General features: G+C 68.8%; 21 protein-coding genes. 7 read left to right on the top strand and 14 right to left on the bottom strand.

Translation table 11 applies throughout. The features are described 5' to 3' along the window. Positions 1-89: 89 nt before the first annotated feature. Complete coding sequence (locus DEJ49_RS07930) at positions 90-980, top strand: winged helix-turn-helix transcriptional regulator (RefSeq protein WP_150183461.1); 891 nt, start codon at positions 90-92, stop codon at positions 978-980. Positions 981-1,256: 276 nt separating this feature from the next. On the opposite strand, the gene DEJ49_RS07940 is transcribed toward DEJ49_RS07930, so the two are convergent. The 3 genes from DEJ49_RS07940 to DEJ49_RS07950 form a co-directional block, all read right to left on the bottom strand. Continuing rightward, positions 1,257-1,745 carry a hypothetical protein gene (locus DEJ49_RS07940; protein WP_150183462.1) on the bottom strand — a complete coding sequence of 163 codons (489 nt, stop codon included), beginning with the start codon at positions 1,743-1,745 and terminating at the stop codon, positions 1,257-1,259. Positions 1,746-1,859: 114 nt separating this feature from the next. Beyond that, positions 1,860-2,405 (bottom strand): TetR/AcrR family transcriptional regulator, encoded by a 546-nt coding sequence (locus DEJ49_RS07945; protein WP_150183463.1) that lies wholly within the window; start codon positions 2,403-2,405, stop codon positions 1,860-1,862. Then, positions 2,405-2,725, bottom strand: coding sequence for a DMT family transporter (locus DEJ49_RS07950; protein ID WP_150183464.1), 321 nt, complete (start codon positions 2,723-2,725; stop codon positions 2,405-2,407). The genes DEJ49_RS07945 and DEJ49_RS07950 overlap by 1 nt, the downstream gene beginning before the upstream one ends. Positions 2,726-3,372: 647 nt before the next feature. Here DEJ49_RS07950 and DEJ49_RS07955 point away from each other — a divergent pair. Then, complete coding sequence (locus tag DEJ49_RS07955) at positions 3,373-5,262, top strand: tetratricopeptide repeat protein (protein ID WP_150183465.1); 1,890 nt, start codon at positions 3,373-3,375, stop codon at positions 5,260-5,262. 397 nt (positions 5,263-5,659) lie between these two features. On the opposite strand, the gene DEJ49_RS07960 is transcribed toward DEJ49_RS07955, so the two are convergent. The 8 genes from DEJ49_RS07960 to DEJ49_RS07995 form a co-directional block, all read right to left on the bottom strand. Then, positions 5,660-5,998 (bottom strand): metal-sulfur cluster assembly factor, encoded by a 339-nt coding sequence (locus DEJ49_RS07960; RefSeq protein WP_030358830.1) that lies wholly within the window; start codon positions 5,996-5,998, stop codon positions 5,660-5,662. Continuing rightward, complete coding sequence (gene sufU, locus DEJ49_RS07965; protein WP_150183466.1) at positions 5,995-6,468, bottom strand: Fe-S cluster assembly sulfur transfer protein SufU; 474 nt, start codon at positions 6,466-6,468, stop codon at positions 5,995-5,997. The genes DEJ49_RS07960 and sufU overlap by 4 nt, the downstream gene beginning before the upstream one ends. A 16-nt stretch (positions 6,469-6,484) precedes the next feature. Further along, a complete protein-coding gene (locus DEJ49_RS07970; protein ID WP_150183467.1) occupies positions 6,485-7,741 on the bottom strand; it encodes a cysteine desulfurase in 1,257 nt (418 codons plus the stop codon). Continuing rightward, positions 7,738-8,502, bottom strand: coding sequence for a Fe-S cluster assembly ATPase SufC (gene sufC / locus DEJ49_RS07975; protein ID WP_150166480.1), 765 nt, complete (start codon positions 8,500-8,502; stop codon positions 7,738-7,740). Before sufC ends, DEJ49_RS07970 begins: the two co-directional genes overlap by 4 nt. Positions 8,503-8,509: 7 nt before the next feature. Then, on the bottom strand, positions 8,510-8,854 hold the full coding sequence (locus DEJ49_RS07980) for a bifunctional 3-phenylpropionate/cinnamic acid dioxygenase ferredoxin subunit (RefSeq protein WP_150183468.1): 345 nt from the start codon (positions 8,852-8,854) through the stop codon (positions 8,510-8,512). Next, positions 8,851-10,032: a Fe-S cluster assembly protein SufD gene (gene sufD / locus DEJ49_RS07985; protein ID WP_150183469.1), complete on the bottom strand. Its 1,182-nt coding sequence runs from the start codon at positions 10,030-10,032 to the stop codon at positions 8,851-8,853. The genes DEJ49_RS07980 and sufD overlap by 4 nt, the downstream gene beginning before the upstream one ends. Positions 10,033-10,093: 61 nt before the next feature. After that, positions 10,094-11,515 (bottom strand): Fe-S cluster assembly protein SufB, encoded by a 1,422-nt coding sequence (sufB, locus tag DEJ49_RS07990; protein ID WP_062776871.1) that lies wholly within the window; start codon positions 11,513-11,515, stop codon positions 10,094-10,096. Then, positions 11,512-12,255, bottom strand: a complete 744-nt coding sequence (locus DEJ49_RS07995; RefSeq protein WP_150183470.1) for a helix-turn-helix transcriptional regulator — start codon at positions 12,253-12,255, stop codon at positions 11,512-11,514. The genes sufB and DEJ49_RS07995 overlap by 4 nt, the downstream gene beginning before the upstream one ends. Before the next feature lie 161 nt (positions 12,256-12,416). On the opposite strand from DEJ49_RS07995, the gene DEJ49_RS08000 reads away from it, so the two are divergent. The 4 genes from DEJ49_RS08000 to DEJ49_RS08015 all read left to right on the top strand — a co-directional run bounded on the left by DEJ49_RS08000 (position 12,417) and on the right by DEJ49_RS08015 (position 16,028). Continuing rightward, on the top strand, positions 12,417-13,238 hold the full coding sequence (locus tag DEJ49_RS08000) for an aminoglycoside N(3)-acetyltransferase (protein ID WP_150183471.1): 822 nt from the start codon (positions 12,417-12,419) through the stop codon (positions 13,236-13,238). Between the two features lie 11 nt (positions 13,239-13,249). Further along, on the top strand, positions 13,250-14,173 hold the full coding sequence (locus tag DEJ49_RS08005) for an ABC transporter ATP-binding protein (protein ID WP_150183472.1): 924 nt from the start codon (positions 13,250-13,252) through the stop codon (positions 14,171-14,173). Continuing rightward, complete coding sequence (locus DEJ49_RS08010; RefSeq protein ID WP_150183473.1) at positions 14,170-14,940, top strand: ABC transporter permease; 771 nt, start codon at positions 14,170-14,172, stop codon at positions 14,938-14,940. The genes DEJ49_RS08005 and DEJ49_RS08010 overlap by 4 nt, the downstream gene beginning before the upstream one ends. An 80-nt stretch (positions 14,941-15,020) precedes the next feature. Beyond that, a complete protein-coding gene (locus tag DEJ49_RS08015) occupies positions 15,021-16,028 on the top strand; it encodes a COX15/CtaA family protein (protein ID WP_150183474.1) in 1,008 nt (335 codons plus the stop codon). Here the strand turns inward: DEJ49_RS08015 and DEJ49_RS08020 are convergent. The 3 genes from DEJ49_RS08020 to DEJ49_RS08030 all read right to left on the bottom strand — a co-directional run bounded on the left by DEJ49_RS08020 (position 16,008) and on the right by DEJ49_RS08030 (position 18,568). Beyond that, positions 16,008-17,129 carry an amidohydrolase family protein gene (locus DEJ49_RS08020; protein WP_150183475.1) on the bottom strand — a complete coding sequence of 374 codons (1,122 nt, stop codon included), beginning with the start codon at positions 17,127-17,129 and terminating at the stop codon, positions 16,008-16,010. The two genes, DEJ49_RS08015 and DEJ49_RS08020, sit on opposite strands and share 21 nt — an antisense overlap. A gap of 104 nt (positions 17,130-17,233) precedes the next feature. After that, complete coding sequence (locus DEJ49_RS08025) at positions 17,234-17,581, bottom strand: hypothetical protein (RefSeq protein ID WP_150183476.1); 348 nt, start codon at positions 17,579-17,581, stop codon at positions 17,234-17,236. Positions 17,582-17,614: 33 nt separating this feature from the next. Continuing rightward, positions 17,615-18,568: a heme o synthase gene (locus tag DEJ49_RS08030; protein ID WP_190329575.1), complete on the bottom strand. Its 954-nt coding sequence runs from the start codon at positions 18,566-18,568 to the stop codon at positions 17,615-17,617. A 418-nt stretch (positions 18,569-18,986) separates the two neighbouring features. Between DEJ49_RS08030 and tkt the strand changes: the two genes are divergently transcribed. Beyond that, positions 18,987-21,089: a transketolase gene (gene tkt, locus DEJ49_RS08035; protein ID WP_150183478.1), complete on the top strand. Its 2,103-nt coding sequence runs from the start codon at positions 18,987-18,989 to the stop codon at positions 21,087-21,089. The last annotated feature ends 20 nt before the right edge of the window (positions 21,090-21,109 follow it).

A 21,109-nucleotide genomic window follows, 5' to 3' on the forward strand; every position in this document is an offset into this window, starting at 1 on the left:
GGCAGATCGGTGGACCGCCCCCTCAGGGGCGGTCCGCAGCCCCCAGGGGTCAGTTCCTTTTGGGAACGGACTATGTCAGCATGTGCGTCATGGCGCAACGGACCCGACTCGACGACGACCACTGCGCGATCGCGCAGGCCCTGGACGTCGTGGGCGACTGGTGGACCCTGCTGATCGTGCGCGACGCGGCGCGGGGGGTGCGCCGCTTCGACGAGATGCAGCGCGAACTGGGCGTGTCCCGCAAGGTGTTGAGCGAGCGGCTGAAGCTCCTGGTGGAGGCGGACGTCGTCACGCGCGTCCCGTACCAGGACCGCCCGGTGCGCCATGAGTACCGCCTGACGCCACGCGGCCGCGCGCTGCTGCCCGTCCTGGTCGCCCTCCAGGACTGGGGGGACACATGGGTTCTGGGAGAGGGAGAGACGATGGCGACGGCGGCGGAGACCTCACGGGAGGCGCAGCGGGTGCACGCGCTGCTCGGCACGCGCCTGCCGGAGCTGCGGCTCGTGGGCCACGACGGGGAGCTGCTCGACCCGGTGGCCACGGACACGCCGTTCACGGTCCTGTACTGCTTCCCCGGCGCGTACGCCCGCAAGGACGCCTACCCGCCGGGCTGGGCCCGGATTCCCGGCGCGCGCGGTTGCACGCTGGAGTCCTGCTCGTACCGCGACCAGCTGGCGGAGTTCACCGCGGCGGGCGCGACGGTGCACGGGGTGTCGTCGCAGCGCCCGGACGAACAGCGGGCGTTCGCGGAGAAGGAGGGCCTGCGCTTCCCGCTCCTCTCGGACGCGGACCTGGCCCTCACGGCGGCTCTGCGCCTGCCGACGTTCCGCGCGGCGGGGGTGAGCCGTCTGAAGCGCCTGACGCTGGTGCTCGACGGCGACCGGACCGTCCGTGACGTGCAGTACCCGATCACGGACGTCACGGCGAGCGTCGAGGCGGCGCTGCGGACGGTCAGGGGCCTCGCGTCCCGCTCCGGCTGAGGGTGCGCGCCGGAGCGGAACGAGCGAGTGACACCGCATCACGCATGACGCGCCGCATTCACTGGGACTGCGCGCGCTCCCGCATGAAACGCAGCCCGAAGAAAACCATTCCCGCTGCTCCGGCCACCGCCGCGACGACACACAGCACGACCGCCCACTGAGCCAATTCCCGAGTCATCCAGAGAAGGCCTACGGCGACCAATGCAAGAGAGAGCAGAAATCGTTCGCCATTTCCCGGAGCACGTCCGGAAGCGCGTCCGGGAGTGCGGCTCTCGTTCAGTCCCTTGTCGCGGTGCACGAGTACTTGACGCCCTTCATTTTGATGGTCCGCCATCCTGCCATCACCCCCACCGTCGACGTGGAATTCACCGGGGCGACATCGGTCCCGCCACCACCGCCGCCGCCCTGCTTCCGGCAGTAATAGCCGAGGGCGTCGAGCTTCTTGAGGTCACTCATCGCCTGGTACTTCTTGTACGACTTGATCATGGCCGCACGCTTCTGCGCAGGCGTCGCTTCCTTGGCCTTCGTGTACGCGTAGCAACCGACGCTGGCGCCGATCCCTACCCACGATGCCCCCTTGGCCAGCGCTTTGGCAAGGCCTGCCGCCCCGCTGCCTATCCCGAGGACGGCACAGATCTCGTCCGCGCCGAGGGCCTGCCGCTGCGTCGCCTCCGCCGGCTCCGAAGCCGCGTACGCCGCACTTCCCGCTACCCCGGTCAAGGCGCAGGCAATCACGACGGAAATACCTTTATGACGCATGCTCATGAACTCGTTCCCCCAAGTTCTCGCAATTGCTTGGTCAATGCACGCGGGACGCTACCAGCGGGAACTCGGCGCACGCAATGATCTTTGTCAGCAAATAGCGATTCCTTCACGCATCTACACAAGCAGCCGTCCGAGCATCTGCCGCGCATACTCCTCGTCGTACGCGCCGCCCGTGAGAAGCACGTGCAGACTGATTCCGTCCATCAGCGCGACGAGGGCGCGCGCGGTGACCGGGTCGGTGCGGAGCTCGATGACGTCGGTGAGCCCCGCGCACCATTCGGCGGCCACGGGCCGCAGCGCGGGCCGTCGCACGGCGGCGAGATAGAGCTCGTACTCCAGCTCCACCCCCGCCCGCTCCCCCGCGAACCACTCGCCGAGGACGCGCGCGAGCCCGCGGGCAAGATCGGCGAGGTCGGCCGCCGGATCCTCGAACACGTCACTGGCGGCCATCACCTTCGCGAAGCCCTCGTTGCTCTGCCGCAGCGCGGCTATGAGCAGCTCGTCGAGCGTCTTGAAGTGGTACGTGGTCGACCCGAGCGGCACGTCGGCCTCGGCGGCGACCGAGCGGTGACTGAGCCCGCCGATCCCCTTCGCCCCGACCACGCGGATCGCGGCGTCGATGATCCGCTGCCGCCGCTCGGGATCGTAACGGCGCCCCATCAGTGGGCCCCGCCCAGATTGAGCACGACGACCCCCGCGATGACGAGCGCGATCCCCGCGATCTTGACCATGTTGGCCGACTCCCCCAGGAAGACCATGCCGATGGCGGCCACGGCGGCGGTGCCGATGCCGGCCCAGATCGCGTAGGCAGTCCCGACGGACAGGGTCTTCAGGGTCTGCGCGAGCAGCGTGAACGCGAGCAGATACCCCGCGACCGTGATCAGCGAGGGAACCAGCTTGCTGAACCCCTCGCTGTACTTCATGGCCGTGGTCCCGGCCACCTCCGCCGCGATGGCCCCGGCCAGCAGTGCGTATCCCATGCGTACGAGTGTACATATCGATGCGTACACCCGTACACAACTGGCTACAACCCGGAGGGTACGGTGACACTCCTGCTTGCACTGAACCTCGCTCAGCTCGCGCGGCGGTCTTCCTCCCCCATGGTGACCGCACTCCTGTACCTGGACCGACGCATCCGCACCGAAGGCCTGGCCCACACGTCACCGAGGGCATGGAAACCAGAAATCCACGGCATGCGCGTTCACTGCGGGTACGGCGCTGAGCAATGATGCACAACATGCCGCCGAACCACCTCCCTACCCCGCAAGGAGCTCGTGAGCAGTTCGCGTCACTGTTGCAAGAAGAGCTCAAGGGGTTGGGCAGCCCCACGCTCGTCCAGATCGTGGAAGCCGGCCGCGCTCGCAGATCAGCGCCGCTCAACAAGTCCTCGGTAAGTGAATGGCGGCGAGGCAAAAGCCTGCCCGAGACTACAGAGCTCCTGGAGTCGCTGTTGTGCGCACTCGACCGCATATCCGGTGTACGAGGGCGCGTGGACCGCGAAGTATGGCTTCGCGCCTACGCCGCCGCACAGCGTGAGACACCTGTACCGTCTCTGACCCATCCCCTCACGGTGAGGGACGCTGGAGCCCTAGAACTCGGTGTGCACCGAGCTCAGTCCTTGGCGGGCATGACACTCGTGCCGTCATACATCCCCCGGGATCTGGACGGCCAGGTGCGCGGGGCACTCAGCCGGCTGATCGGAGAGGGCGGGATGCTTCTCCTCACTGGCGACTCCGCGGTCGGCAAGACGCGAACCGCGCACCAGGCCATGCTGGACACCGTTCCGGACCACGTGCTCCTGGCCCCGGAGAGCAGTACACACCTCGAGCGATCCATCGCCTCGGCAATTGATCACGCGTCGAGTGGCATTCCCACCCTGCTCTGGCTGAACGACGCCGAGCGGTTTCTGGGCCCTCAAGGTCTTGGCATGCAGGAGTTCCGTACACTCCGGTCCGCTCGTGTCGTCATCGTGGCCACCATGCGCGATTCGTTCCGACTGCGCCTGGTCAGGGAACGCGTCTCCGTAGACATCTTGAACTTGGCCGAAGAGATCCACCTCGAGCGCATCTGGTCTCCTGACGAACTGGCACGCACACGGAAGAGTCTTGAGACGGAGCGCGACCCCCGCGTCGCGGAGGCCCTGCGGGCAGCGCGCGAACACGGGGTAGCGGAGTACCTGGCGGCAGGTCCTCAACTCTGGCGGGAGCTCCAGGAGGCGCCCCGGGTTCATGGGCACCCGCGAGGAGCAGCGCTGGTGCATGCGGCGATCGACCTGGCCAGGGCGGGGATCAGCAGCCCGATTTCGCTCCAGGACCTGACCGACCTCCACGAGGAATACCTCCCCGGCAGCAACAAGTCCCTCATCTCGCCCGAGTCGCTCGACGAGGCGCTGACCTGGGCCACGGAACCACGCTACGGAGTCACGCGGCACCTGCTACCTGCGAGCGGCGGGTGGCACGCCTTCGACTTCCTGGTAGACGCCCAACTACGCAGAGAGCAGTCGCCTCCCCTGCCGGACCGGACTTGGGACGCAGCGCTGGCCATTGCGACTGAGGACCACCATCACCACGACGTGGCGCTCGCGGCCTTCGCAAACGACCGTCCAGACATCGGAGACCGAGCCCTGGTCCCACTGGCGAAGAAGGGCAATGCGGTCGCCATGCGCTCCCTTGGGGTCCTTCACCGGAGAGCCGATCCCAAGCAGGCGAGGAAGTGGCTGAAGCGAGCGATCAACGCTGGTGACGTCGTGGCCATGCGACTGCTTGGCAACCAGCACGTCTTCCAGAATGAATGGGACAAGGGTGTCAAGTGGTACCGAAGAGCGGCCAAAGCCGGGGATGCCGAGTCCGTGGCCTACTTCTGCGAACCGTTCATCTACCAACAGCCGAACCCCACGGCGCCGCCCGCCCCCGACGACGAGGACTACGAGGAAAACAGCGAACCGTGGGCTCCAACTCCCCGCACGCTCAAGGTTCTTGAAGCAGCGCTGGATATCGCCTGCGACATGACGTACGACGAGATCGAGGAACACGGCGGCAAGCCCATGAAGGCCGGCAAGGTCAACAAGGGCTGGTACTTCATGCTCGGATACCTGCCGTCCCAGGCCTGGCGCCAGACCCGGCGATGGCGCCGTGAGTTCGCCCGATGCTACGACGATCTGGCCAACGACATCCGGACCGGACAGACACCTCGACCTACATGCACCGGGGAAGAACTGGCTCTGCACATCGCGCTACTGCACGCATCGGCGATGACGCTCGACGAAATGGATTTCGTCGACGAGCTGACCACCGGCCTACCTGAGTCATCACAGGATTTCGACTGGGACGCGTGCAAGGACCTGCTCTTCGAGGACCACGACGTTCTCTGGCTCTACTGGCCCTGGATGTCAGGAATCGAAGATCCCGCGAACCCAATCAACGAGTTCGCACGCGTCGCACATCTGCGGCCGGACGACTGGTTCCTGCCGTTTCGTGAGGCCCATACCCGAGATCCACACCGGGGACACCGTCGGTGACGGCTTCCTTCCGGTCCGGAATTCCGTACGACCGTTGCTGACCTGCGGCTACAAGCCAGCACCGAACACACGACGAGCCGGCGGCCACAGGCAGCGCGTTCACTGAGAGACGCCAACGCATCCGAGCGATGGCCGATGTTCCCGAAAGGTATGTCCACAATGGCCTCAGTCAGCGACATCATGCCCCTGCTCATCGCGCTGGCGGCACTGGCACTACTCGTCTTGCTGGTGTGCACGTTGGTAGCCCTACGCGGCCTTCACAGTGAGCAACGCGTAGCCGTGTACCGCTCCTTCCTCCGTGCTCTTCGGCGGTAGCCGAGCACGCGAAGAGGAGTAAAGCCCTGTGGGGTGCCACTGGAACAGTGACACCCCACAGGGGAACAGACGCAAGGACTCCTCAGACGTTGAACCCGAGCGCCCGAAGCTGCTCGCGCCCGTCGTCCGTGATCTTGTCGGGGCCCCACGGCGGCATCCAGACCCAGTTGATCCGGAGCTCGTTGACGATGCCCTCCGTCGCCGACTTCGCCTGGTCCTCGATGACGTCGGTCAGCGGGCAGGCCGCGGACGTGAGCGTCATGTCGATCGTGGCGATGTTGGCGTCGTCGATGTGCACGCCGTAGATCAGGCCGAGGTTGACGACGTCGATGCCCAGTTCGGGGTCGACGACGTCGTACAGCGCCTCGCGGACCTCTTCCTCGGAAGCGGGCTTCGTGGTCAGGGTCTCGTTCTCGCTCATGCGGTCTTCCTCTCGGCGACGGCGGCGTCGGTGCCCAACGCCTGAGCCGTCGCGTCCTTCCACGCCATCCAGCTCAGCAGAGCACACTTCACGCGCGCCGGGTACTTGGAGACCCCGGCGAACGCCACCGCGTCCTCCAGGACCTCCTCCATCGCGTCGTCCGGCTCCAGCTTGCCCTTGGACTGCATCAGCTCCAGGAAGACCTCCTGGATCTGCTGCGCCTGCGCGAGCTCCTTGCCGACCAGGAGGTCGTTCAGGACGGACGCGCTGGCTTGGCTGATGGAGCAGCCCTGGCCCTCGTACGACACGTCGGCGATCGTCGACCCGTCGTACTTGACGCGCAGCGTGATCTCGTCGCCGCACGTCGGGTTGACGTGGTGCACCTCGGCGTCGCCATCGCGCAGACCACGCCCGTGCGGGTGCTTGTAGTGGTCCAGGATGACTTCCTGGTACATCGAATCCAGCTTCACGTTCCCAGCCAGCCCCTCAGCCGAAGAAGTTCCGTACGTGCTCCAGGCCGTCGACGAGAGCGTCGATCTCGCCGGGCGTGGAGTACAGATAGAACGACGCTCGCGTGGTCGCAGGAATTCCGTACCGGAGACAGACCGGACGCGCGCAGTGGTGTCCCACGCGCACCGCGATGCCCTGCTCGTCGAGGACCTGGCCCACGTCGTGCGGGTGGATGTCGCCGAGCGTGAAGGAGATCGCGGCGCCGCGCTCCTCGGCCGTGGTCGGGCCGATGATCCGGAGGTCGGGGACCTCCAGGAGGCGCTTGACCGCGTACTCGGTGATCGCCTGCTCGTGCGCGGCGATCTTGTCCATGCCGATGGCCGTGAGGTAGTCCACGGCCGCGCCCAGGCCGACGGCCTGGGAGACCGGCGGCGTGCCGGCCTCGAACTTGTGCGGCGCGGGAGCGTACGTCGACGAGTTCATCGACACGGTCTCGATCATCTCGCCGCCACCCAGGAACGGGGGCAGGTCCTCCAGGAGCTCCTGGCGGCCCCACAGCACGCCGATACCCGTCGGGCCGCACATCTTGTGGCCGGTGAAGGCCACGAAGTCGGCCTGCAGCGCCTGCACGTCCAGCGGCATGTGCGGGGCGGCCTGCGAGGCATCGATGAGGACGAGCGCGCCGACCTCCTGGGCGCGGCGCACGATGGCCTCGACCGGGTTGTGCGTGCCCAGGATGTTGGAGACGAGCACGAAGGAGACGATCTTCGTCTTCTCGGTGATGACCTCGTCGATGTTGGAGAGGTCCAGACGGCCGTCGTCGGTGAGGCCGAACCACTTCAGCTTCGCGCCGGTGCGCTGCGACAGCAGCTGCCACGGAACGATGTTGGAGTGGTGCTCCATCTCCGTGATGACGATCTCGGTCTCGTGGTCCACGCGGTAGGGCTCGTCGGCCCAGCCCAGCATGTTGGCCACGAGGTTGAGCGACTCCGAGGCGTTCTTGGTGAAGATCACCTCGTCGCGGCTGGGCGCGTTGATGAACTCCGCGACCTTGTCACGGGCGCCCTCGTACAGCGCCGTGGCCTCCTCGGCGAGGACGTGCACGCCGCGGTGAACGTTGGCGTTGTGCTGCTCGTAGTACTCGTTCAGTACGTCGAGGACCTGCCGCGGGGTCTGCGAGGTCGCCGCGTTGTCCAGGTACACGAGCTTCTTGCCGTCGTGGATCGTGCGATCCAGGATCGGGAAGTCCTTGCGGATCGCCTCGGTGTCGAGGAGGCCCGGCAGCTGTGTCACGAAGATGCGCCGCCCTTCGTGTAGGCCTCGTAGCCCTCGGCCTCGAGCTTGTCGGCGAGCTCGGCGCCGCCGGACTCGGCGATGCGGCCGTTCGCGAAGACGTGCACGAAGTCGGGCTTGATGTAGCGCAGGATGCGCGTGTAGTGCGTGATCAGCAGGGTGCCGACCTCGCCCGTCTCGCGGACGCGGTTGACGCCGTCCGAGACCTGGCGGAGCGCGTCGACGTCCAGACCGGAGTCCGTCTCGTCGAGGATCGCGATCTTCGGCTTGAGGAGCTCCATCTGGAGGATCTCGTGGCGCTTCTTCTCACCGCCGGAGAAGCCCTCGTTCACGTTGCGCTCGGCGAAGGCCGGGTCCATCTGGAGCTGCTCCATCGCGGACTTGACCTCCTTCACCCAGGTGCGCAGCTTGGGGGCCTCGCCGCGGATCGCCGTCGCCGACGTGCGCAGGAAGTTGGAGACCGAGACGCCGGGGACCTCGACCGGGTACTGCATGGCCAGGAACATGCCGGCGCGGGCGCGCTCGTCGACGGACATCTCGAGGACGTCCTCGCCGTCGAGGGTCACGCTGCCCTGGGTGATCGTGTACTTGGGGTGACCCGCGACCGAGTAGGCGAGCGTCGACTTGCCGGAGCCGTTCGGGCCCATGATGGCGTGGGTCTCGCCCTGCTTCACGGTCAGGTCGACGCCCTTGAGGATCTCCTTCGTGGCGTTGTCGGCCTCGACGGTGACGTGCAGGTCCTTGATTTCAAGCGTTGCCATGGGTGCCTCAGGACTCCTGGGAAAGGGAGGCGTGCACGTCAACGAGTACATCGCCCCCTTCGATCTTTACGGGGTATACGGGGACGGGGCGCGTCGCGGGGAGGCCGGACGGCTTGCCGGTGCGGAGGTCGAAGCTGGAGCCGTGCAGCCAGCACTCGATCTGACAGTCCTCCACCTCGCCCTCGGAGAGGGAGACGTTCGCGTGCGAGCAGATGTCGTGGATCGCGTACACCTCGCCCTCGGTGTGGACGACCGAGACCGGCGTGCCGTCGAGTTCCACCCGCTTCGGGGTGTCCTCCTCCAGCTCGCTCAGTCCGCACGCCCGAACGAATCGGGCCTGGTCGATGCTCATGCGACCGTCGCCTCCAGCTCCTCTTCGATTTTCGCGATGAGGCGCTCCTCGACGTCGGGCAGGCCGATCTGCTGGACCAGCTCGGCGAAGAAGCCGCGGACGACGAGGCGGCGGGCCTCCTCCTCCGGGATGCCGCGCGACTGCAGATAGAAGAGCTGCTCGTCGTCGAAGCGGCCGGTCGCCGAGGCGTGGCCCGCGCCGACGATCTCGCCGGTCTCGATCTCGAGGTTCGGCACCGAGTCGACCCGGGCGCCGTCGGTCAGAACCAGGTTGCGGTTCATCTCGTACGTGTCCGTGCCCTCGGCGGCGGCCTCGATGAGGACGTCGCCGATCCACACCGCGTGGGCTTCGTCGCCCTGGAGCGCGCCCTTGTAGACGACGTTCGACTTGCAGTGCGGCGTGTTGTGGTCGACCAGGAGGCGGTGCTCCTGGTGCTGGCCGGCGTCGGTGACGTACAGGCCGAAGAGCTCGGCCTCGCCGCCGGTGCCCGCGTAGTTCACGCGCGGGTGGAGGCGGACCAGGTCGCCGCCGAAGGTGACGACCACGGACTTGAAGGACGCGTCACGGCCGACCAGCGCGTTGTGCTGGGCGACGTGCACCGCGGTGTCGTCCCAGTCCTGGACGGAGACGACGGTGAGCTTGGCGCCGTCGCCGACGACGAAGTCGACGTTGGCGGCGAGCACGGCGTCACCGGTGTGGTCGATGACGACGAGGGCCTCGGCGAACGCGCCGAGCTCGACGACCTGGTGCGCGAAGGCGGTGCCGCCCTCGCCGTGCACGGCGATGCGGATGGGCTCGGTGAGCACCGTGTCCTTGGGGACGGTCACGACCGAGGCCTTCTCGAAGGAGGAGTAGGCCTGGGCGGCGACGCGGTCGACGGGCTTGCCGGCCTTGCCGACGCGGGCGTCGTCGCGGCCGACGGTCTCCTGAGTGACGCCCTCGGGGGCGCTCACCTCGACGCGGATGCCGCCGTCGGCGACCGCGGTGCCGTCGTGCAGCCCGCGCAGGCGCTCCAGCGGCGTGAACCGCCACTCCTCCTCCCGGCCGTGCGGGACCGGGAAGCTGTCCACGTCGTAGGACGGGGGCGCGCTCATGCGGGTGGCGACGGTGGACTCGGCGGCCACCGCGATCGATCCGGCGGTGGTGCTCCCCACCGGGATGTTCTGAGCCTCAGCCATGGCTGTCGTCGTGCTCTCTCTCTGCGTAAGAAGTCAGTCGCTGCGGGGACGGTGTCCGGTCTTAGCCGACCGAACCCTCCATCTGCAGCTCGATCAGCCGGTTGAGCTCCAGGGCGTACTCCATGGGGAGCTCCTTGGCGATCGGCTCGACGAAGCCGCGCACGATCATCGCCATGGCCTCGAACTCCGTCATGCCGCGGCTCATCAGGTAGAAGAGCTGGTCGTCGGAGACCTTGGAGACGGTGGCCTCGTGTCCCATGGAGACGTCGTCCTCGCGGACGTCGACGTAGGGGTAGGTGTCCGAGCGCGAGATCGTGTCGACGAGCAGTGCGTCGCAGAGCACGTTCGACTTCGATCCGGCGGCGCCCTCACCGATCTCGACGAGGCCGCGGTACGACGTACGGCCGCCGCCGCGCGCCACCGACTTGGAGACGATGTTGGAGGACGTGTTCGGCGCCATGTGGACCATCTTGGAGCCGGCGTCCTGGTGCTGGCCCTCGCCCGCGAAGGCGATGGACAGGGTTTCGCCCTTGGCGTGCTCGCCCATGAGGTAGACGGCGGGGTACTTCATCGTCACCTTGGAGCCGATGTTGCCGTCGATCCACTCCATGGTCGCGCCCTCGTACGCCACGGCGCGCTTGGTGACCAGGTTGTAGACGTTGTTCGACCAGTTCTGGATCGTCGTGTAGCGGCAGCGGCCGCCCTTCTTGACGATGATCTCGACGACGGCGGAGTGCAGCGAGTCCGACTTGTAGATCGGGGCGGTGCAGCCCTCGACGTAGTGAACGTACGCGTCCTCGTCGACGATGATCAGGGTCCGCTCGAACTGGCCCATGTTCTCCGTGTTGATGCGGAAGTAGGCCTGGAGCGGGATCTCGACGTGCACGCCCTTGGGGACGTAGATGAACGAGCCACCGGACCAGACGGCGCTGTTCAGCGAGGCGAACTTGTTGTCACCGACGGGGATGACGGTGCCGAAGTACTCCTTGAAGAGCTCCGGGTGCTCCTTCAGCGCCGTGTCGGTGTCGAGGAAGATGACGCCCTGCTCCTCCAGGTCCTCGCGGATCTGGTGGTAGACGACCTCGGACTCGTACTGGGCCGCGACACCTGCGACGAGGCGCTGCTTCTCCGCCTCGGGGATGCCGAGCTTGTCGTACGTGTTCTTGATGTCCTCGGGCAGGTCCTCCCAGGACTCCGCCTGCTTCTCCGTGGAGCGCACGAAGTACTTGATGTTGTCGAAGTCGATGCCCGAGAGGTCCGAGCCCCAGTTGGGCATGGGCTTCTTGTCGAAGAGGCGCAGGCCCTTGAGGCGGAGCTTGGTCATCCACTCCGGCTCGTTCTTCTTCGCCGAGATGTCGCGGACGACGTCCTCGTTGATGCCGCGCTTGGCAGAGGCACCGGCGACGTCGGAGTCGGCCCAGCCGTATTCGTAGTTGCCCAGGCCCTCGAGTTCGGGGTGGGCAGTCTCCGTGGGGAGCGTCATGCGGGGTTCCTCCCGGCCGTGCTTGCTGATGCTGGTGTGGTGGCTTGCCTGGTGGTGGTGCTGCCGCTGCCGCCGCTGCGCGGAATGAACGTCGTGCAGACGCCGTCTCCGTGGGCGATGGTGGCGAGGCGCTGCACATGCGTGCCGAGGAGTTCGGAGAACATCTCCGTCTCCGCCTCGCAGAGCTGCGGAAACTGTTCGGCGACATGGGCGACCGGGCAGTGGTGCTGGCAGAGCTGTTCGCCGACCGGTGCGCTGCGCGCCGTAGCAGCGTACCCGTCGGCGGTCAACGCCTTCGCCAGAGCCTCGGTGCGCTGTTCGGGGGACGCGGCGTCGATCGCCTGCCGGTACGTCTCCGCCTGGGCGGTGATCCTCGCGCGGGCGAACGCGACGACGGCCTCTTCGCCGTGGTGCTCGGTGATCCACCGCAGCGCTTCCGCGGCCAGCTTGTCGTACGACTGGTCGAAGGCATCGCGCCCGCAGTCGGTCAGCGCGAAGACCTTGGCGGGGCGGCCACGGGTCCTGGCGCCGTAGACCCGCTGTTCGCGGGGCTCGACCACGTTCTCGTGGGCGAGGGCGTCCAGGTGCCTGCGGACGGCCGCCTGGGTGAGGCCGAGGCGCTTCGCGAGATCGGCGACGGTGGACGGGCCGTGATCCAGGATGGACCGCGCGACACGGTTGCGCGTCGAACGCTCACCGGTCGCGAGTTCCTCCTGCGGAGCCTCGCCAACGTTTTTCACAACGCCATTGTTGCGTAATTCCTCAGAGCCTGACAACCCGCGTCCTGATCACCGGACGGTGCGCTGCATCACTTAGGCAAACCTAAGCTGACCTGCGGAAACGATCACTGATCGATCAATTCGGTGGCGCTCGCGCGCTCCGTCCAGGAGACTCCCTGACCATGCCGACACCCCCTCCCACCGGCCCTTTGTGCACGCGCGAGTCGCTCACGCGCGAGCTGCTCGCGCTCGGTGTGCGCCCCGGAGAGACCCTCCTCGCCCACACCTCGCTCAGCGCGCTCGGCTGGGTGAGCGGTGGCGCCGTAGCCCTCGTCCAGGCCCTCCTGGACGCCCTGGGCCCCGAGGGCACGCTCGTGGTCCCCGCCCATTCCGGCGACAACTCCGAACCATCGGTGTGGCAGAACCCGCCCGTGCCCGAGGACTGGTGGCCGGTGCTGCGCGCGTCGATGCCCGCGTACGACCCGCTGACCTCGCCCACGTACGGCGTCGGCATCGTCCCGGAGACCGTCCGCACCTGGCCCGGCGCCCTGCGCAGCGCCCACCCGCAGACGTCGTTCGCCGCGCTCGGCCCCGCCGCCGCCACGATCACCGCCGGGCACGCCCGCGACTGCCGCCTCGGCGAGCGCAGCCCCCTGGCCCGCCTGGAGAAGGCGGGCGCCCGCGTCCTCCTCCTCGGCGCGGGCTACGGCTCGTGCACCTCGTTCCACCTGGCCGAATACCGCATCCCCGGCCCGGAGGAGGAGAACTCCTTCGCCGCGATGACCTCGCGGGGCCGCGTCTGGAAGACCGTGCGGGAGCGCTCGATCGACGAGGAGGACTTCGGCGAGCTCGGCGCGGCCTTCGAAAAGGACACGGAGGTCGTACGCGGCTTCGTCGGCGCCGCCGAGTCGCGCCTCTTCCCCGTGGCCGACGCCGTGGCGTACGCGGAGCGGTGGCTTGCGGCGAACCGCCCCGCGCATCCGGGACCCCAGGACCGTCCCTAGACTTGCTCACCATGCGAAACGAGCCCGTCGTCCAGGTCGAGAATCTGGTCATGCGGTACGGCCCCAAGACCGCGGTGGACGGTCTCGACCTGACGGCGGGGGTCGGCATCACCGCCGTCCTCGGCCCCAACGGTGCGGGCAAGACCACCACGATCGAGACCTGCGAGGGCTACCGGAAGCCGGACTCCGGCACCGTCCGCGTCCTCGGCCTCGACCCGGTCCGCGAGGCGCGGGCGCTGCGGCCCCGCGTCGGCGTGATGCTCCAGTCCGGCGGCGTCTACTCCGGCGCCCGCGCCGACGAGATGCTCCGTCACGTGGCCAAGCTCCACGCGCACCCGCTCGACGTCGACGCGCTGATCGAGCGCCTCGGCCTCGGCGGCTGCGGCCGCACCACCTACCGGCGGCTCTCCGGCGGCCAGCAGCAGCGCCTCGCGCTCGCCATGGCCGTCGTCGGCAGGCCCGAGCTGGTCTTCCTCGACGAGCCGACCGCGGGCCTCGACCCGCAGGCGCGCCGGGCGACCTGGGAGCTCGTGCGGGACCTGCGCCGCGACGGGGTCTCCGTCATCCTCACCACGCATCACATGGACGAGGCCGAGGAGCTCTCCGACGACGTCGCGATCGTCGACGCGGGCAAGGTCATCGCCCAGGGCAGCCCCGACGAGCTGTGCCGCGGCGGCGCCGAGAACACCCTGCGCTTCACCGGCCGCCCCGGCCTCGACGTCGGCTCGCTCCTCAAGGCGCTGCCCCCGGACTCCGCCGCCGCCGAACTCACCCCCGGCAGCTACCGCGTGAGCGGCACGGTCGACCCGCAGCTGCTCGCCACGGTCACCTCGTGGTGCGCCCAGCACGGCGTCATGCCGGACCGCATCTCGGTCGAACGCCACACCTTGGAAGACGTCTTCTTGGAGCTCACGGGTAAGGAGCTGCGCGGATGAGCGCCGCCGGAACGTACACGCCGGAGCCGGGCGCCGCCCCGCTCCCCCGCATGATCGCGGCGCAGGCGGCCCTGGAGACGAAGATGCTGCTGCGCAACGGCGAGCAGTTGCTCCTCACGGTCATCATCCCGACGCTGCTCCTGGTGCTGTTCAGCGCGGTCGACATCGTCGACACCGGCAAGGGCGAGGCGGTGGACTTCCTCGCGCCCGGCATCCTCGCGCTCGCCGTGATGTCGACGGCGTTCACCGGGCAGGCCATCGCGACGGGCTTCGAGCGCCGGTACGGAGTGCTCAAGCGGCTCGGCGCGTCACCGCTGCCGCGCTGGGGCCTGATGACGGCCAAGACGCTCTCGGTGCTTGTCACCGAGGTGCTCCAGGTCGTGCTCGTCACGGTCATCGCGTTCGCGCTCGGCTGGTCGCCGCACGGCAACCCGTTCGCCGTCCTGCTGCTCCTGGTGCTCGGCACGGCGGCGTTCTCCGGGCTCGGCCTGCTGATGGCGGGCACGCTCAAGGCGGAGGCGACGCTGGCCGCCGCGAACCTCGTCTTCCTGCTGCTGCTCATGGGCGGCGGCGTGATCGTCCCGCTCGACAAGTTCCCCGACGCGGCCCAGACGCTCCTCGGGCTGCTCCCCATCTCCGCGCTCTCGGACGGCCTGCGCGACGTTCTGCAGCACGGCGCGGGCATGCCGTGGGGCGACCTCGGGATCCTCGCCGTATGGGCGGTGCTCGGGCTCGGCGCGGCGGCGAAGTTCTTCCGCTGGGAGTGAGGGCGCGCCCGGCGTAACCGCGGTCACAGAAGCGCCGGATACGTCCCCCTCGTGAAGCCGTGCACAAGCGGCCCCCTACGATGGGGCCCGTGCCAAACGTGACCCGAGCCGACATCGCTCAAGCCGTGCGGAACCCGCTCGCCTTCATCGCCGAGCGCTGGACCCCCACCCAGCGGACCGTCCAGCAGGCGGCCCTGATCTCCCTCGTCATGACGGTCCTCATCGTGGTGACGGGTGGCGCCGTCCGCCTGACCGGCTCGGGCCTCGGCTGCCCGACCTGGCCCAAGTGCACGGACGACTCGCTGACCGCGACCCACGAGATGGGCGTCCACGGCGCCATCGAGTTCGGCAACCGCATGCTGGCGTACGTGCTCTCCGCGGCCGTCGGCTGGGCGATCATCGCGGCCCGCTCGCAGAAGCCCCTGCGGCGCAGCCTCGTCCGCCTCGGCTGGGCGCAGTTCTGGCTGGTCATGGGCAACGCGGTGCTCGGCGGCATCGTCGTGCTCGTCGGCCTCAACCCGTACACGGTCGCGGCACACTTCCTGCTCTCCTCCGCCCTGATCGCGGTCGCCGTCGTCATGTGGCAGCGGGCGCAGGAGGGCGACGCGGAGCCCCGGCCGCTGGTCGGCAAGGCCGTGGCGCAGCTCGTGTGGTTCCTGGTCGCGGCGTCCGCCCTGCTGATCGTGGTGGGCACCGTCGTGACGGGCGCGGGCCCGCATGCGGGCGACTCGAGCGACGTGCCGCGGATGGGCGTCGACTGGGAGGCGGTCGCCAAGCTGCACGCGGTCCTCGCGTGGATCGTGGTGACGCTGACGTTCGCGCTGTGGTTCGTCCTGAAGGCCGTCGACGCGCCGCCGGGACCGCTGACCCGCACCCGCCAGCTGTTCCTGATCCTGCTGTCGCAGGGCGCGATCGGTTACGTCCAGTACTTCACGGACCTGCCGGAGCTCCTCGTCGGCCTGCACATGCTCGGCTCCTGCGTCGTGTGGATCGCCGTGCTGCGCGTCCTGCTCTCGCTGCGGGAGCGCCCGCTCACCACGGCCGACCTGCCCGCCCAGGCGGACGACTCACGGCTCTCGGCCGTCTGAGAGCCGCTGCCTGGGCCCGTCCGGCAGGCCGTACACCCGCCGTGCGTTGCCCGCGGCGATGAGACCCGCCACGCGCTGCGCGTCGGTGAGCGACCAGGCGCCCTCCGCGACCCAGGTGCCGAGCACCCGTCCGAGGGCCTCCCTGAACAGCTGTGCCCCGACGACGTGCAGCTCGGGCAGGCCGTGGGCGCCGCTGGAGAACAGCAGCTTGCCGAACGGCGCGAGTTCCAGGATCTCGGCGAGCACGGCCGCCGCGCGGGCCCCGGTGCGCACCAGCGCGGGGCCCAGATCCGCGTACACGTGCGGGAAGACGGCCGCGAGGTGCGCGGCGCCGCGATGGTACGGGTAGCCGTGCAGCAGCACCAGGTCGGTGCCGAGCCCGGCGGTGGCCCGCGCGAACTCCCCGAAGTACGTCTGCGGGTCCCCGGCGCCCGCGTGCAGTTGGAGCGGCCGTCCCGAGGCCACCGCGATCCACAGCAGGTGCCGCAGCAGCACCGGGTCGGCGAGCACCCCGCCGACCTGCCGCCCCGCCAGCCAGCGCCCCACCGCGCCCCGCACCTCGCCCGGCCCGGGCGGTTCCGGGGCGAGGGCGAGCGGATGCCGTGCGCCCGCGACGGAGGTGAAGGCGACGGCCCCTACGGCGGCCGCGTGCACGGACTCGGCGAGGTTGGCGAGGAACGAGTCGGCGGTGCCCGAGGTGTCCGCGACCTGCTCGGCCAGTAATTCCAGGCGGACGATCTCGCGCGCGTCGGCGCCGCCGGCGGACGCCATCTCGCGGGGCCCCGTGAGGTCCCCGGGAAGTCCCGTGTCGACGAGGTACGTGGTGATGCCGCTGCCGCGCAGGAGGCGCCGCCCCGACTCCAGGACGCCCAGTTCGCGGCGGCGGGCGAGATAGCGGGCCGGCGGGCAGTGCGGTTCGATGCCGAGCAGCGGCGGGCACCAGCGGCGCACCGCGAAGCCGGTCTGGGTGTCGAAGAAGGTGGTGCCGGGGGCGGGCGGCCCCTCGCCCCGGCCGAGGTGGGCCTCGAAGGTGCCGAGGCCCAGCTCCGTGCGGAGGACGCCATGGCAGTACTGGTCCACCAGGGACGGCGTTTCGATCATCCGGACTCCCGATCGGTGGACCTTGCTTCTACGGTCCTAACGGGTGACCCGGGTGTCAGGTGTTGCTTTCGGCGTTTATCGGCGGAAGCGGTTGGCGGCTGCCGTCAGCCGTTGCTGGGGCCGCCGACCTGGATGCCGGCCATGCGCGTCCATTCGTAGGGTCCGGTCTTCACCTTGGCGGCGAATTCCCCGGCGAACTCCTCGTGGACGGTGATACCGGCCTTCTCCACGGCGCTCTGCGCGACGGCGTAGGTGGGCGCCACCAGGTCGCCCCAGCCGCCGTCCTCGCCGACGAGGAGGATCCGGGTGCCCTCGTGCCCGATGTACGCGATCTGCCCCTCGGCGCCGCCGTGGGCCTGCGCGAAGGCACCGATCTCCTTGGCGAGCCGGGCGGCCTTGCGCTCGGCACGAGCTGCCTGCTTGCTGTCCTCAACCTGCTGGATCTCTGCCATGGCCAGGATGCTACCGACGGGTAGCCAACTTGACTAGCGCAGGAAGGGGTCCACCGCCACGGCCACGAAGAGCAGCGACACGTAGGTGATCGACCAGTGGAAGAGGCGCATCTCCTTGAGCTTGCCGCCCGTGACCTCGGCCTTGGCGCGGTTCTGCAGCCCGTGCGCCTCCCACAGCCACCAGCCGCCGGTCACCAGCGCCACCGCGGTGTAGAACCAGCCGGTGTAGCCGAGGGGCTGGAGCAGCAGCGAGACGGCCACCATGACCCAGCTGTAGAGGACGATCTGGCGGGCGACCACCTTGTTGGAGGCGATGACCGGCAGCATCGGCACGCCGACGCGCGCGTAGTCGTCCTTGACCTTCATGGAGAGCGGCCAGTAGTGCGGCGGCGTCCAGAAGAACATCACCATGAAGAGGACGATCGGCGCCCACGACATGGAGTTGGTGACCGAGGACCAGCCGATGAGGACCGGCAGGCAGCCCGCGATGCCGCCCCAGACGATGTTCTGCGAGGTCCGGCGCTTCAGGATCATCGTGTAGACGACCACGTAGAAGAGCAGGGCGCCGAGCGACAGCCAGGCGGAGAGCCAGTTGACGGCGAAGCCGAACAGCAGCGTCGAGACGACCGCGAGGGTGATGCCGAAGACCAGGCACTCGCGTGGGCTGACCATGCCGGTCACGAGCGGCCGCTGCGACGTGCGGTCCATCAGCGCGTCGATGTCGCGGTCGATGTACATGTTGAGGGCGTTTGCGCCCCCCGCGGAGAGGTACCCGCCCAGACAGGTCACGAAGACCAGCCACAGGTCGGGCACGCCCTGCTCGGCGAGGAACATCACCGGAACGGTGGTGATGAGCAGAAGCTCGATGATCCGCGGCTTGGTCAGCGCCACGAACGCCTTGACACGAGCCCCGAACGGCCGATGGCTCGGGCTAAGGTCCGTCCCGGAAACCCCCGCTGGACGGGATTCAACGGCCGTCACGCACACCCCTGACAGAGACATCCCAGCAGGCCGACCAGCACCTTCTGACATGAAGATCCGGTAAAGCCCGCGCGTACCACGCCACTGTAGACGTTGCCCATACCTCGCCCTTCGCGGGGGTGGGTTCGTGTTGGGCGACCGGCCGAACGGCGTCCGGGGCGGTCCGGGTCGCCACATGAGCGGAACCGTGCGTTCATTGAGCGGACAAATGGGCGATACCTATGGCCTTTTGAGCGGACATATGAGCGAGCCCGTATTCACTTGCGGAATGCCTCCGCTTTCCTTTCGGGAGGCGCGTCCTCGCATGTCGCTGCAGTCTGGAATGACTCGAAAAAATGAGCGTTCTAGCAGCGGTAGGCTCGACAACGGCCGGTGGGATCTACGCCGCCGGCATTCGACATGTGGAGAGGAGCCCTGACTCAGGGTGAGCACCAAGCCGACCACCACAGACCTCGAGTGGACCGAACTGGACCAGCGGGCCGTTGACACCGCCCGCGTCCTGGCCATGGATTCCGTACAGAAGGTCGGCAACGGCCATCCCGGTACGGCCATGAGCCTCGCGCCCGCCGCGTACACCCTTTTCCAGAAGGTGATGCGCCACGACCCCGCGGACGCCGACTGGACCGGCCGCGACCGGTTCGTCCTCTCTGCGGGACACTCGTCCCTGACCCTCTACATCCAGCTGTACCTGGCCGGTTTCGGCCTGGAGCTGGACGACCTGAAGGCCTTCCGCACCTGGGGCTCGAAGACCCCGGGCCACCCGGAGTACGGCCACACGGTGGGCGTGGAGACGACCACGGGGCCGCTGGGCCAGGGCGTGGCCAACGCCGTGGGCATGGCGATGGCCGCCCGCTACGAGCGCGGCCTGTTCGACCCGGAGACGACGGACGGCTCGTCCCCGTTCGACCACTACGTGTACGCCATCGCCGGTGACGGCTGCCTCCAGGAGGGCATCTCCGGCGAGGCCTCGTCGCTGGCCGGGCACCAGAAGCTCGGCAACCTGATCCTGCTGTGGGACGACAACCACATCTCGATCGAGGGCGACACCGAGACCGCCGTCTCCGAGGACACCCTCAAGCGGTACGAGGCGTACGGCTGGCACGTCCAGCGCGTGGCCCCCAAGGAGGACGGCGACCTCGACCCCGCCGCGCTCTACGCCGCGATCGAGGCCGCCAAGGCCGAGACCGAGCGCCCCTCCTTCATCGCGATGCGTTCGATCATCGCCTGGCCCGCCCCGAACGCGCAGAACACCGAGGCCGCGCACGGCTCGGCGCTCGGCGAGGAGGAAGTGGCCGCCACCAAGCGCGTCCTCGGCTTCGACCCGGAGCAGACCTTCGAGGTCTCCGACGAGGTCCTCGCGCACACCCGCAAGGCGCTCGACCGGGGCCGTGAGGCCAAGGCCGAGTGGGAGAAGGGCTTCGCCTCGTGGCGCAGCGCCGACCCGACGCGCGCGGCCGAGTTCGACCGCATCGCCGCGGGCGAGCTGCCCGAGGGCTGGGAGGAGAAGCTGCCGGAGTTCGAGACCGGCAAGGGCGTCGCCACGCGCGCCGCGTCCGGCAAGGTCCTCCAGGCGCTCGGCGCGGTCATCCCCGAGCTGTGGGGCGGCTCCGCCGACCTCGCGGGCTCGAACAACACGACGATCGACAAGACGTCGTCGTTCCTGCCGAAGGGCAACCCGCTGCCGGGCGCCGACCCGTACGGCCGCACGATCCACTTCGGCATCCGCGAGCACTCCATGGCCGCGGAGATGAACGGCATCGCGCTGCACGGCAACACGCGCATCTACGGCGGCACCTTCCTGGTGTTCTCCGACTACATGCGCAACGCCGTGCGTCTGTCCGCGCTGATGCACCTGCCGGTGACGTACGTGTGGACGCACGACTCCATCGGTCTCGGCGAGGACGGCCCGACCCACCAGCCGGTCGAGCACCTGGCCTCGCTGCGCGCCATCCCGGGCCTGAACGTCGTGCGCCCGGCCGACGCGAACGAGACCGCCATCGCCTGGCGCGAGATCCTCAAGCGCTACACCAAGGAGTTCGGCAAGGGCGCCCCGCACGGCCTCGCGCTGACCCGCCAGGGCGTGCCGACGTACGAGCGCAACGAGGACGCCGCCAAGGGTGGCTACGTCCTGTTCGAGGCCGAAGGGCCCGACGGAAAGAGCACAGCGCCCGAGGTCGTGCTCATCGGCACCGGCTCCGAGGTCCAGCTCGCCGTCGAGGCGCGCGAGCAGCTGCAGGCCGCAGGCGTGCCGACGCGTGTCGTCTCGATGCCGTCGGTCGAGTGGTTCGAGGAGCAGGACCAGGGGTACCGGGACGCGGTGCTGCCTCCGTCGGTGAAGGCGCGCGTGGCGGTCGAGGCGGGCATCGGCCTGACCTGGCACCGCTTCGTGGGCGACGCCGGACGCATCGTCTCGCTGGAGCACTTCGGTGCCTCGGCGGATGCCAAGGTGCTGTTCCGCGAGTTCGGTTTCACCGCTGACGCGGTGGCCGAGGCGGCGCGGGAATCGATCGCCGCCGCTCAGCGCTGACGCCCATATACGACCAAGTA

Origin of the sequence: Streptomyces venezuelae, assembly GCF_008642335.1 — a bacterium.
Taxonomy (GTDB): Bacteria; Actinomycetota; Actinomycetes; order Streptomycetales; family Streptomycetaceae; genus Streptomyces; species Streptomyces venezuelae_F.